The organism is Streptomyces sp. NPDC046821 (assembly GCF_040645335.1).
GTDB lineage: Bacteria > Actinomycetota > Actinomycetes > Streptomycetales > Streptomycetaceae > Streptomyces.
In genome coordinates this window covers 20,789-33,390 of the sequence record NZ_JBEYYB010000004.1, presented here as the reverse complement: position 1 = coordinate 33,390, position 12,602 = coordinate 20,789, and the positions used below count along the sequence as shown (strand labels likewise).

Sequence of the window (12,602 nt, the reverse complement as noted above, 5' to 3'; positions counted from 1 at the left end):
TGCTTGCGTACGTACAGGCTGATGAGGGGCCAAGCCTAGTCAGCCCCGCCCCCGGCCGTCGCGCGGCGCCCGCCTGCCGAGACGGCGACCGCCTCCGGAGACCTTGGCGGGCGGAAAATCGGTCTGCCCCGACCGGCCGTCGCCCGTACGCTCCGCCCATGACAGAGGCCCTGGACCTGGTGCGCGACCACACGATCTACTCCTGCGTGATGGGATCGCGGGCGTTCGGCCTGGCCACGGACGGCAGCGACACGGATCGCCGTGGCGTCTACGTGGCTCCGACGCCGATGTTCTGGCGCTTCGCCAAGCCGCCGACGCATCTCGACGGCCCCGGCGAGGAGCAGTTCTCCTGGGAGCTGGAGCGCTTCTGCGAGCTCGCGCTGCGAGCCAACCCGAACATCCTGGAGTGCCTGCACTCCCCGCTGGTCGAGCACATCACCGACACGGGCCGCGAGCTGCTCGCGCTGCGCGAGGCGTTTCTGTCCCGGCAGGTGCACGCCACGTTCACGGGCTACGCCCTGGGCCAGCGCCGGAAGCTCGACGCGGACGTACGGCAGTACGGCGCCCCGCGCTGGAAGCACGCGATGCACCTGCTGCGCCTGCTCACCTCCTGCCGCGACCTGCTCCGCACCGGCCGGCTGACCCTCGACGTGGGCGAGGACCGCGAGGCGCTGCTCGCGGTCAAGCGGGGCGAGGTCTCGTGGGACGAGGTGCTGACCCGGATGACCCGCTTGGCCACCGAGACGGAGAAGGCGGCCGCCGGAACCCCACTTCCGGCGGCCGCGGACCACGCGCGGGTCGAGGACTTCCTGGTGAGGGTGCGCCGGACGTCGGCGGACCGGGCACCGGCTCACCCGGTGTCGGCGGACCAGGCACTGGCTCACCAGGCATCGGCGGACCGGGCGTCGGCGCACCAGTAAGGCTCACGCATCCCCGAGCGCCCCCAGCGACAGCAGAACGCTCCGGACTGAAGAGCTCCTCGCGGCCAAGCGTGGCGAGGCTCCCTGGGGCAACCGGGCCCGCCATGGCGAGCTTGACCGCCGCAGCGGCAGAGGCCGCCGGCGCCCGGCCCCCTCCTCCCCGACGTCAGCCCGCCCCCAGGGATCACTGCACCCAGCGACAGCGGACCGCTCCGGCTCACCCGTCCCAGAGCGCCCCCAGCGACAGCAGGTCACTCCGGTACTCGATCCGGTCCGTCCAATCCGTGGGCCACGCCTCGTCGCCCAGGTAAGCGCCGGCGAACGCTCCCGCCAAGCAGGCGATGGAGTCCGAGTCGCCGGACGTGCAGGCGGCGCGGCGCAGGGCCGTGACCGGGTCGTCGACGAAGAGCAGGAAGCAGAGCAGGCCCGTGGCCAGCGCCTCCTCCGCGATCCAGCCCTCCCCGGTGGCCAGGCACGGGTCGGTTTCGGGCGACGGTGAGCGCAGCGCTTCCTGGACCCGTTCGAGTGCGGCCAGGCAGTCGTCCCAGCCACGCGCGATGAAGTGCTCGGGACTCGGGTCCTGCGCGTAGGTCCACAGGTCACCGAGCCAGCGCTCGTGGTACGTCTGCCGGTTCTCGTACGCGTACGAGCGCAGCAGTCCGACCAGGCCGGTCGGTTCGGCGCCCTGGGCGAGGAGGCGTACGGCGTGTGCGGTGAGGTCGGAGGCGGCGAGTGCCGTGGGGTGGCCGTGGGTGACCGCTGACTGCAGCTGCGCTGCGCCCGCGCGCTGTTCGTCGCTGAGCCCGGGGATCAGACCGACCGGCGCGACCCGCATGTTGGCGCCGCAGCCCTTGGACCCGACGCGGCTCGCCTCGCGCCAGGGCTTGCCCTGGGCGAGCAGGTCGCAGGCCTGGAGGCAGGTGTTGCCGGGGGCTCGGTTGTTCTCGGGCGACCGGTACCAGTCGACGAACTCCTCGCGCACGGGCCCCTCCATGCCGAGCGGCCCGAGCACGCCCCGGTCCGTCGCCGTGCGCAGCGCCCGCCCGAGGGCCAGCGTCATCTGGGTGTCGTCGGTGACGAGCGCCGGTGTGGGCATGGCCATCTGCCGCCAGGGCCCGCACTTGGCGAGGATCGCGGGTACGTCGTTGAACTCGGTCGGGTATCCGAGGGCGTCCCCCAGGGCGAGCCCTATGAGGGAGCCGGTCGCCGCACGCTTCTTCATGAGGGTCGTCCTTCCGACGGAGGCTTGAGCAGGGGCGGGTGGAGCGTGGTGGCGGGCCCCGCCTTGTAGAGCGCGGCGGGCTTGCCCCGGCCGCCGGTGAGCCGGGCGGCGCCGTGCACGGGTTCGACGAATCCGGGCGTCGCGAGAACCTTGCGCCGGAAGTTCGCGGGGTCGAGCCCCGCGCCCCACACGGTCTCGTAGACGCCTCTCAGCTCGCCGAGCGTGAACTCGGGCGGGCAGAACGCGGTGGCCAGGCCGGTGCTCTCGAGGCCGCTGCCGATCCGCTCGTGCGCGTCGGCGAGGATCCGGTCGTGGTCGAAGGCGAGCGGCCCGTACGCGCCCGTGCCGTACGGGAGCCAGTCCGCGCGGGCGGCGTCACCGCCTCCGCGCACCTCCGGCGGGTCGGGCACGAGGGCCGCGAACGCGACGGAGACGACCCGCATCCGGGGGTCGCGGTCGGGGTCGCTGTAGGTCCGCAGCTGTTCCAGGTGCAGCCCGGTGACGTCGGACAGGCCGGTCTCCTCGGCCAGTTCGCGCGCGGCCGCCGTCTCGGCGGACTCGTCGGGGAGCACGAAGCCTCCCGGCAGCGCGCGCCGTCCCGCGTACGGGTCCTGTCCCCGCTCGACGAGCAGCACCCGCAGCGCGCCGTCCCGGATCGTGAAGACGGCCAGGTCGACGGTGACGGCGAAGGGCTCGAAGGCGTACTTGTCGTAGCCCGGCAACGCGGACCACCCCCCTCTCTTTATGGTCTTACCGACTATAAAGAGAGGGGGGTGGTGCACACAAGCCACTAACGGGGGTCGGAGGCCTAGAGGTCGACCTCCTGCATCAGCATCCCGACCTCCGTGTTGGACAGGCGCCGCAGCCAGCCCGACTTCTGGTCGCCGAGCGCGATCGGCCCGAAGGAGACCCGCACCAGCTTGTCGACCGGGAACCCGGCCTCCGCGAGCATCCGCCGCACGATGTGCTTGCGGCCCTCGTGCAGGGTGACCTCGACGAGGTAGTTCTTGCCGGTCTGCTCGACGACGCGGAAGTGGTCCGCCTTCGCGTACCCGTCGTCCAACTGGATGCCGTTCTTGAGCTGCTTGCCCAGGTCACGCGGGATCGGGCCGACGATGTGCGCGAGGTAGGTCTTCTGCACGCCGTACTTGGGGTGCGTGAGGCGGTGGGCCAGCTCTCCGTGGTTGGTGAGCAGGATGATGCCCTCGGTCTCGGTGTCGAGACGTCCGACGTGGAACAGCCGCGTCTCACGGTTGTTCGTGTAGTCGCCCAGGCACTGGCGGCCGTCGGGGTCCTCCATCGTGGAGACGACACCGGCCGGCTTGTTCAGCGCGAAGAACTGGTACGACTGCGTGGCCACGGTCAGGCCGTCGACCTTGATCTCGTCGTGCTCCGGGTCGACGCGCAGGCCCTGCTCGACCACGATCTTGCCGTTGACCTCGACCCTGGCCTGCTCGACGAGCTCCTCGCAGGCACGCCGCGAGCCGTAGCCGGCGCGCGCGAGCACCTTCTGCAGCCGCTCGCCCTCCTGCTCGGCGCCCGGGAAGGTCTTGGGGGTCTTGACCTCCGGCTTGCCGGCGTACCGGTCCCGGTTGCGCTCCTCGGCACGGGCGTCGTACTCGCGCGAACGCGCCGGTGCCCAGCGGCTGCGGCCGGGCTGGCCCTGCTTGGGGCCGCCCTTCGCGCCACCGCGGGCCGCGCCGCCGCGACCGCTCTTGGCGCCGCCGCTGTCGCCGGGGCTCACGTCGTAGCGACGCTCCTCGGGACGCGGCTTGCTCGGGCGGCCCTGCCGGTCGTCCCGGCTGTTGCCGGCGCCCCGGTAGTCGCCGCGCCCGCCGCCACCGCTGCCGCCACGGCCGGCGCTGCTGCCACCGCTGCCGCCCCGGCCGGCGCTGCCGCCACGGCCTCCGCCACCGCTGCTGCCGCCGCGGCCGCCGCTGTTGCCACCACGGCTCCCGCCGTTGTTTCCGCTGCTGTTCCTGCCGCTGCTGCTGCTTCGCATCAAAATTCCGTCTGGTCGTCTGCGTCCTCGTACCCCGGCGCATCGGGTGCGTCCGGGTCGAACGACGGGACCCCTTCCTGCGTCTCGGCCTCGATCGCGTCCGCCTCGGGGAGGAAGGGCGCGAGTTCCGGGAGCTCGTCGAGGCCTCGCAGGCCCATCCGCTCCAGAAAGTAGTTCGTCGTCCTGTACAGGATCGCACTTGTTTCGGGTTCCGCGCCCGCCTCCTCGACGAGGCCCCTCTGGAGCAGGGTCCGCATCACGCCGTCACAGTTGACTCCGCGCACGGCGGAGACCCGGGAACGGCTCACCGGCTGCCGGTACGCGACGACCGCGAGCGTCTCCAGGGCGGCCTGCGTCAGCCGTGCCTGCTGCCCGTCGAGCACGAACCGTTCGACGGCCGACGCGTACTGCGGCCGCGTGTAGAACCGCCAGCCGCCCGCCACGAGCCGCAGCTCGAAACCGCGCCCCTGGACGGTGTACTCGTCCGCCAGCTCCCGCAGCGCGTCCGCGACAGCCCTGCGCGGCCGGTCCAGGACCTTCGCGAGGTGCTCCTCGGTCGCGGGCTCGTCGACGACCATGAGTACGGCCTCCAGGGTCGGCTTCAGCTCCAGATCGGCTACGGGGTCCGCCCCGGTTACGTGCACGCTCACGCCCGCTCCTTCTCGACAACCTCGGGAGGCCGGTCGAACTCGTCCGTCACGGTGGGCTCAACCTCACCCTGACCGCCCGTCCAACGCACCAGCAGCTCCCCCAGCGCCTCTTCCTGCTCCAGGCCGACGACCTTCTCCCGGTACAGCTCCAGGAGCGCCAGGAAGCGGGCCACGACGGTAAGGGTGTCGTCGGTGTCCGCCACCAGCGCGCTGAAACTCGCCTCACCCAGCTCCCGCAGCCGCGCCACGACGAGCCCGGCCTGCTCCCGCACGCTGACGAGCGGGGCATGGATGTGATCGACGTACACCTGCGGCTTGGGCCTGGGCTGCATGGCCTTCACCGCGAGCCGCGCGAACCCCTCCGCCCCGATGCGGATGACGACCTCGGGCAGCAGCTCGGCGTGGTGCGGCTCCAGACCGACGGTCCGCGGATAACGCCGCGCCTCCTGGTCGAGCCGCTCACTGAAGATGTCGGCGATCTTCTTGTACGCGCGGTACTGGAGCAGCCGCGCGAACAGCAGGTCACGCGCTTCGAGGAGCGCGAGGTCCCCTTCGTCCTCGACCTCGGCGGCGGGCAGCAGCCGGGCGGCCTTGAGATCGAGCAGCGTCGCGGCGACGACGAGGAACTCGGTGGTCTGATCGAGATCCCACTCGGGCCCCATGGCCCGGATGTGCGCCATGAACTCATCGGTCACCTTGGACAGCGCGACTTCGGTGACGTCGAGCTTGTGCTTGGAGATGAGCTGAAGCAGCAGGTCGAACGGCCCCTCGAAGTTGGCCAGCCGAACCTTGAACCGCCCGTCACGGGGAACGTCGGGCTCCGCCGGAACCTCAGCGTTGGATGCGGGCACGCCATCGGGTGCGGGGGCCGGGTCGGCCTGAGACCGGGGCGCCCCCTCAGACTGAGCGCCACGGCCAGGGCCGGGCTCGGAGGTCGGTTCAGGCCTGCGCCGGGGTGCATCCTCGGACCGCCCGCCAGCCTCGGCCTCGGCATCACGGCTTGGGTCGGGCTCGGGGGTCAGTTCGGACTGGTGCCGGGTCGGGGCGTCGGCTTCGGACCGACCGCCACCCTCGGCCTCGGCATCACGGCTTGGGCCGGGCTCGGGGGTCGGCTGCGGTGAGGTCCGGGGTGCGCCCTCGGGCGGGCCGTGATCTTCAGCGCCGGCTGCAGGCGAGGAGGCGGACTCGGGGCCCGGCTCGGAAGCGGGTACGTGTTCGGGACCCTGCTCGGGCTCGGGTTCAGAAATCGGCTCGGGCTCGGAGCCCGGCCTCACCCCCGAGGCCAGCTCGGCTCCCGGCTCGGGCTCCGGGCCAAGGCCCGCCTCCGGCGCCGGCGCCGGCCAAAGCTCCCGCCCCGCCGGAGCCGCACCCCCCGGCCCCCGCCCCAGCACGCGGCGGCGTGTGCCACGGGCGGGCTGGGAGGAGAAGGGGTCGTCGTTCGCGGGCATCACGCGGACGTTACCGCTACCGCCCGCGCAGTCGGCGTACGAGGATGCTCGCGTCTCCGCGGGATTCGAGGTCGGCGAGTACCACCGCGACCGCCTCGCGGACGATGCGGCCGCGGTCGACGGCGAGCCCGTGCTCCCCGCGGAGCACGAGGCGGGCGTGCTCCAGGTCCATGAGCTCCTCGGCGGAGACGTAGACCGTGATCTTCTCGTCGTGGCGCTCACGCCCGCTGGGCCGCCGGTTCGCGGCGGCCCGGGAGCGCTTGCGGGACGACCCCGCGGAGGCAGAACCTTCCTGCGCCTGCGAGGGCCGCCGCCCCGCGGGCTTGTCGCCCTCGGTGCCGCGGCTGCGGGATTCGCCCGACTCGTCGTCCGCCGCCGCGTGTTCGGCGCTCTCGCCGCTCTCGGTCTGCGGCTTGCTCTCGGCGGCGACGGCGTCGCTCTCACCCGCCGGTGCCGGCACCCGTGCCTCGCCGTTGGCCGGGCGCCTGGGGGCCGAGGCCTGAAGCCCCATCCCCCCGGTCGTACGGAACAGCTCGTCGGCCCCCGGCAGACTCACTCGGCGTGACACCGGGCGAGCACCTCCCTGGCGAGCTGGCGATAGGCGGCCGCACCGACCGAGTTGGAGGCGTACGTCGTGATCGGCTCACCGGCGACAGTGGTCTCCGGGAAGCGCACGGTCCGGCCGATCACCGTGTGGTAGACGTGATCGTCGAACGCCTCGACGACACGTGCGAGGACCTCACGGCTGTGCACGGTCCGGGAGTCGTACATCGTGGCGAGGATGCCGTCGAGCTCCAGGTCGGGGTTGAGCCGCTCCTGGACCTTCTCGATGGTCTCCGTGAGCAGCGCGACACCGCGCAGCGCGAAGAACTCGCACTCGAGGGGCACGATCACCTTGTGAGCCGCCGTCAGGGCGTTCACGGTGAGCAGGCCGAGCGAGGGCTGACAGTCGATCACGATGTAGTCGTAGTCCTGCATCAGCGGCTTGAGCGCCCGCTGGAGCGTGGACTCGCGCGCGACCTCGCTCACCAGCTGCACTTCGGCGGCGGAGAGGTCGATGTTGGAGGGCAGCAGGTCCATGTTGGGCACTGCCGTCTTGAGGAGGACCTCGTCGGCGGACATCCCCCGCTCCATGAGCAGGTTGTAGACCGTCAGGTCGAGTTCCATCGGGTTCACGCCGAGACCGACCGAGAGCGCGCCCTGCGGGTCGAAGTCGACGAGCAGGACCCGGCGTCCGTACTCCGCGAGCGCGGCACCCAGGTTGATGGTCGACGTCGTCTTGCCCACGCCGCCCTTCTGGTTGCACATCGCGATGATCTTCGCGGGGCCGTGGTCGGTCAGCGGGCCTGGGATCGGGAAGTACGGCAGCGGGCGTCCGGTCGGGCCGACGCGCTCGCGGCGCTGACGGGCAGCGTCGGGCGCGAGCGTGGCCGCGTACTCCGGGTCCGGCTCGTACTCGGCGTCGGGGTCGTAGAAGTGCCCCTCGGGCAGTTCGTCGTAGTCGGCGAAGTGGGTGTGTTCGCCACTTCGGTCGCCGGCCATGGCGTTCACGTGATGGCCATCCATGCTCTGGGGTGCTGTCTGCGTCTGCAGGGGGCTGCTCTGACGGGCGGCAAAGGTACGGACCGCGACGGAGCCGACAGCCTCGAGCCCCGCGGGACCTTGCTCCCTCGCCACCGTTCCTGGTTGACCACCCCCGGGAGTAAATGTCGACTCATTCACAAGTCGTCTTACCTCCTTGGTGACCAGGAAACTTCTAGATAGGTCAGCGTGGCACCATGCCGACGGTTGGCGACTCTATGGCGTGTCACCGCTCCGCAGCAACACAATCCACCGGACCCGGCACGATGTGTCGACAACGGAACACGTTGTGTCAAGGGTGCACGGGGTCGGTTCGAAGCGTTTCGCCGGTGCGCGAATCGGTTAAACGGTTACGTTCGAGGCGAGTTGACCATGTCCGCATTGATGCGCAAGTGATACGCGTACGGCCGGACCCCTCACAAGGTCCGGCCGTAGGCGTGAGATTGACGACTTCCGTTGACGGAAGTGGTCACAGGGGCGTCAGGGTCAGCCGAGCAGGGTCTCCAGCTCGACGTGCTCGAGGCCGTGGGCCTCGGCGACCTCGCGGTAAACGACCTTGCCGTCATGGGTGTTGAGGCCCAGGGCGAGGGCCGGGTCGCGGCGCAGGGCCTCGGTCCAGCCGTTGTTCGCCAGCGACACGATGTAGGGCAGCGTGGCGTTGGTGAGGGCGTAGGTGGAGGTGTTCGGGACCGCGCCGGGCATGTTGGCGACGCAGTAGAAGACCGAGTTGTGGACCTGGAAGGTCGGCTCGGCGTGCGTGGTCGCGTGCGAGTCCTCGAAGCAGCCGCCCTGGTCGATCGCGATGTCGACAAGGACACTTCCGGGCTTCATCTTGGCGACGAGCTCGTTGGTGACCAGCTTCGGGGCCTTGGCGCCCGGGATGAGGACCGCGCCGATGACGAGGTCGGCCTCGATGACGGCCTTCTCCAGCTCGTAGGCGTTGGAGACGATCGTCTGCACCTTGGTGCCGAAGACCTTGTCGGCCTCGCGGAGCTTGTTGATGTCCTTGTCGAGCAGGGTCACGTGGAAGCCCATGCCGACGGCGATCTGCGTGGCGTTCCAGCCGGAGACGCCACCGCCGATGACGACGGCCTTGCCGGCGTGGGTGCCGGGGACGCCGCCGGGGAGCACGCCGCGGCCGCCGGCCGAGCGCATCAGGTGGTAGGCGCCGACCTGCGGGGCCAGGCGGCCCGCGACCTCGGACATCGGGGCGAGCAGCGGCAGCGCGCGGCCCGCGGTCTCGACCGTCTCGTAGGCGATGGCGGTGGTGCCGGACTCGAGGAGCGCGTCCGTGCACTCCCTGGAGGCGGCGAGGTGCAGGTAGGTGAAGAGCGTCTGGTCCTTGCGGAGGCGGTGGTACTCCTCCGCGATGGGCTCCTTGACCTTCAGGAGCAGGTCGGCGGTGGCCCAGACCTCATCGGCGGTGGCGAGGATCTGCGCACCGGCCGAGACGTACTCGTCGTCCGTGATCGAGGAGCCGACACCGGCGTTCTGCTCGATGAAGACCTGGTGGCCGTGGCGCACGAGCTCGTGCACGCCGGCGGGGGTGATGGCCACCCGGAACTCGTTGTTCTTGACCTCGCGGGGGATGCCGACCTTCATCGTCGATCACGGTCCTTGGCTCAGGGATTTCTGGGGCATTGCTGTACATACCCATGCGCTTGGGGGCGCATCGGGATAGACCACGAGAAGTACGCGGCAGAGCCAGTCTAATGAAGGATTTCTAGCTGTCTAGCCTTTCAAAGCATCAATCTTCTGAGGGTGCAGTACGGATTTCGTAGGCTTCAGCATCGCTTCCCTCGAACTTTCCTTCGTTCGGCAGCTCATCTCCCAGCATCCTCCCGGCCGCGCCCCGGTGCAGCTTGGCCGCGGCGGGGTCGCCGAGCCGGTCGAGGGTGTCGGCCAGGCGCAGCTGGAGCGCGGCCTGCAGCCGTACGTCCTTGGCCTGACGTGCCCATTCGACCGCTTCCTGGCAGGTGCGCAGCGATTCCTCGGGCCGCCCGGCGTACTCCTGGACGCGCGCCATCTCGCTCAACGCCCGTGCCTGCGCGGCCACATCGCCCTGTTTGCGGAATCCGGCGACGGCGGACCGCCAGCTGCGCAGCGCGTCCCCGTAACGGCCCGCGTAGGTGTTCACCGAACCGATGCGGCCGTGCAGCCGCGCGGCGTCGGCGCGCTCCCCGCGGGCGAGCCGCTGGGCGAGCGCGCGCCCGTACCAGTCGGCGGCCCGGTGCCAGTCCCCCAGCTCCTGGTACGCGCCGCCTACGGATTCCATCGCGCGACCGGTCGCGTACGGGTCCCTCGCCTCGCGTCCGGCGTCCAGCGCGGCCCGGTAGCGGGCGAGCGCGGCCCGGGTGCGGCCGGTGCGGGCGTCGAGGTCGGCGAGGTTCAGGAGGGCCGCGGCCTTCTCTCGGGGCAGGTTCCGGCGCTCGGCCACGTCGAGGACGAGGCGGTGGATGCCGTAGAGGTCGGGGGCGGCCCTCTCGGTGCCGAAATGGGCGACCAGGGCGCGCGTGAGGGCGGCCATCAGGCGTCTGGCCAGCGTGTCCAGGTCCCCGTCGGCGACAGCGAGGCGGGCGGCCGCGAGGAGCGCGGGCCGCCGGACCCGCAGCCACTCGGCGCCCGCCGCCGCGCTGGGGAACCGCAGGGCGCGCGGCAGCCCCGCGAGCTTCTTGCGGGCGGCCGAGCCCTCGGGCTCGGTGACCGCGCGGCAGGACTGAAGGAGGCGCACGGTCCGCTCCAGCATCCGGGCGCGGGCGAGCTGCACCTCGCCGGGCCGGTCGTGGACCTCCGTGAGGCCCCGCAGCAGCGGCAGCAGACAGCCGGGCACCTCGTACTGCGGCAGCTCCGAGGCCACCGGGCGGACGAAGCCGAGCAGGGTGAAGTCGTCGAGCGTGGTCTGGGCTGCGGAGACGGAGCAGCCGGCCAGGGCGGAGGCGGTGTGCGGGTCGACGTATCCCTCGGGGGCGAGGGACAGGTAGCGCAGTATCCGCGCGGCGGGCACCGGCAGGGACGCGTAGGCGTGGTGGAAGACGCGGGCCACCGCGGGCCGGTCGTCGGCCTGTGCGTGCAGCTGTTTGGCCAGGTCGGCGACGGCTTCCTTGGGGCGTACGGCGAGCCAGCCGCCGGCCAGCGTGAGGGCGGCGGGCTGGGATCCGCACTCCTCCACCAGGGCCTCGGCGGAGCGCGGGTCGACGGTGATACGGACCGATCCGGTGTACCGGCCGAGCAGCTCCAGTGCGGATTTCGTGTCGAGTCCGCCAAGCGTGCAGGGCCGTACGTCCGAGATTCCGGTCAGCGGCCCCCCGGACACGGCGACGACCAGGCAGTCGGGGGTCTCGGGGAGCAGCAGGTCGACCTGCTCGGCATCGGCCGCGTCGTCGAGGAACAGCACGGCCCGGCGTACGGAGAGCCCTTCGCGCAGCCGCTCGGCGAGGTCGTCCTCGCTTTCGCCGGGAGGCGCGGGCAGTTCGAGCGCGTCCAGGAGTTCGCGTGCGGTGCGCTCGGTGGGGACGCGGGTGCCCTCCGGGCAGGTGAGGCGGGCGCGCAGGATGCCGTCCGGGTAGTCGGAGGCGACGCGGCTCAGGAGTTCCTCGGCGAGTGCCGTACGTCCGGACCCGGGGCGGCCCGCGATCAGCAGGACGCGGGCCCGGGGGGCCTTGCGGCCGGCGATCGTGTCGAGTCCCGCGCGCTCGATGTCGGCGCGCAACTCCTTCAACTCACGGCTGCGGCCAAGGAACTGACTGTTTTTCAGTCCGTCTGTCGCCTCGACCGCCTGATCCGTCACGGGCCACGCTCCGTCCACCTGCGCCGAACCCGCCGGGAGTTCGAGCGGGACGCTTTCAGAGCCTAGTTCAGGGCGAACGGCATTCCCTGGCGGGCGGCACGGGGAAATCCCCTGATCGGATCAACGGATCGTAGGACCGGATGCTTCGGCCCATGTCAGCCCGTTGGGGGTCCCCCCGGACGGAGTCTGGGGGAGATTGAGGACGAGCCCGCAGGGCGACAGCGGGGGTCTGGGGGCGGCAGCCCCCAGAACCTCAGCCACCTACAACCCGCACCTACGCCTCAAACGGCCGTGCCGGCCACGGCGCCTCCGCAGGCCGCAGCCCCTCAAGGCCGTCCCCGGCCTGCGCTGCGGTCAACGCGAGCACACCGACGACCAGGCAGTTGTTGTGCAACTCACCGGCAAGCACACCACGCACAAGATCCCCGAGGGGAACCCGCGCCAACTCCATGTCGGCCTCCTCGTCCTCCACCTCGAAGCGCTCACCCTCGGCCTCGGCCAGACCACGGGCGAGGAAGATCCGCACCGCCTCGGAGCAGCCGCCGGGCGTCGTGTAGACGTCGGTGAGGACGCGCCAGTCCTCGGCCTTGACGTGCGCCTCCTCGTACAGCTCGCGCTGCGCGGCGTGCAGCGGATTCTCGCCGGGGATGTCGAGCAGTCCGGCCGGGATCTCCCAGAGCTTGTGCCGCACCGGGTGGCGGTACTGCTTGAGGACCAGGACGCGGCCCTGGTCGTCGAGGGCGAGGACGGCGACGGAGCCGGGGTGGACCTGGTAGTCGCGGCGGACGACCGCACCACCGGGCATGACCACGTCGTCCGTGCGCACAGAGGTCTTGTTCCCGACGAAGGGGGTCTCGGTCGCCCGGACCTCCCACTCCTCCGCGGTGTCCTTGATCGTCGTCATGTCGACACGTCCTCCCACGCACGTAAACAGAATCACGCAAACAGAAACCGGGGCACGCACCCCAAAAGGCACGCACCCCGGCAACCGT

General features: G+C 71.3%; 11 protein-coding genes. 1 reads left to right on the top strand and 10 read right to left on the bottom strand.

Annotated elements, in window-relative coordinates; genetic code table 11:
- The first annotated feature begins 158 nt into the window (after window positions 1-158).
- The gene (locus ABZ893_RS08905) at window positions 159-920 is read left to right on the top strand and encodes a nucleotidyltransferase domain-containing protein (RefSeq protein ID WP_361399103.1); all 762 of its coding nucleotides are present in this window, start codon (window positions 159-161) and stop codon (window positions 918-920) included.
- A 217-nt stretch (window positions 921-1,137) separates the two neighbouring features.
- On the opposite strand, the gene ABZ893_RS08900 is transcribed toward ABZ893_RS08905, so the two are convergent.
- The 10 genes from ABZ893_RS08900 to ABZ893_RS08855 form a co-directional block, all read right to left on the bottom strand.
- Window positions 1,138-2,142, bottom strand: a complete 1,005-nt coding sequence (locus ABZ893_RS08900; RefSeq protein ID WP_361399100.1) for an ADP-ribosylglycohydrolase family protein — start codon at window positions 2,140-2,142, stop codon at window positions 1,138-1,140.
- Window positions 2,139-2,864 (bottom strand): NUDIX domain-containing protein, encoded by a 726-nt coding sequence (locus tag ABZ893_RS08895; protein WP_361399097.1) that lies wholly within the window; start codon window positions 2,862-2,864, stop codon window positions 2,139-2,141. The genes ABZ893_RS08900 and ABZ893_RS08895 overlap by 4 nt, the downstream gene beginning before the upstream one ends.
- A gap of 86 nt (window positions 2,865-2,950) precedes the next feature.
- The gene (locus tag ABZ893_RS08890; protein ID WP_361399094.1) at window positions 2,951-4,144 is read right to left on the bottom strand and encodes a pseudouridine synthase; all 1,194 of its coding nucleotides are present in this window, start codon (window positions 4,142-4,144) and stop codon (window positions 2,951-2,953) included.
- Window positions 4,144-4,794, bottom strand: a complete 651-nt coding sequence (scpB, locus tag ABZ893_RS08885; protein WP_361399091.1) for an SMC-Scp complex subunit ScpB — start codon at window positions 4,792-4,794, stop codon at window positions 4,144-4,146. Before scpB ends, ABZ893_RS08890 begins: the two co-directional genes overlap by 1 nt.
- Window positions 4,791-6,242 carry a segregation/condensation protein A gene (locus ABZ893_RS08880; RefSeq protein WP_361399088.1) on the bottom strand — a complete coding sequence of 484 codons (1,452 nt, stop codon included), beginning with the start codon at window positions 6,240-6,242 and terminating at the stop codon, window positions 4,791-4,793. The genes scpB and ABZ893_RS08880 overlap by 4 nt, the downstream gene beginning before the upstream one ends.
- Before the next feature lie 16 nt (window positions 6,243-6,258).
- The gene (locus ABZ893_RS08875; RefSeq protein ID WP_361399085.1) at window positions 6,259-6,810 is read right to left on the bottom strand and encodes a hypothetical protein; all 552 of its coding nucleotides are present in this window, start codon (window positions 6,808-6,810) and stop codon (window positions 6,259-6,261) included.
- Window positions 6,795-7,919 (bottom strand): ParA family protein, encoded by a 1,125-nt coding sequence (locus ABZ893_RS08870; protein ID WP_361399082.1) that lies wholly within the window; start codon window positions 7,917-7,919, stop codon window positions 6,795-6,797. Before ABZ893_RS08870 ends, ABZ893_RS08875 begins: the two co-directional genes overlap by 16 nt.
- A 390-nt stretch (window positions 7,920-8,309) precedes the next feature.
- Window positions 8,310-9,425, bottom strand: coding sequence for an alanine dehydrogenase (gene ald / locus ABZ893_RS08865; RefSeq protein ID WP_361399079.1), 1,116 nt, complete (start codon window positions 9,423-9,425; stop codon window positions 8,310-8,312).
- 145 nt (window positions 9,426-9,570) lie between these two features.
- A complete protein-coding gene (locus ABZ893_RS08860) occupies window positions 9,571-11,610 on the bottom strand; it encodes a tetratricopeptide repeat protein (RefSeq protein WP_361399075.1) in 2,040 nt (679 codons plus the stop codon).
- Window positions 11,611-11,884: 274 nt separating this feature from the next.
- Complete coding sequence (locus ABZ893_RS08855; RefSeq protein ID WP_361399072.1) at window positions 11,885-12,514, bottom strand: NUDIX hydrolase; 630 nt, start codon at window positions 12,512-12,514, stop codon at window positions 11,885-11,887.
- Between the last annotated feature and the right edge of the window lie 88 nt (window positions 12,515-12,602).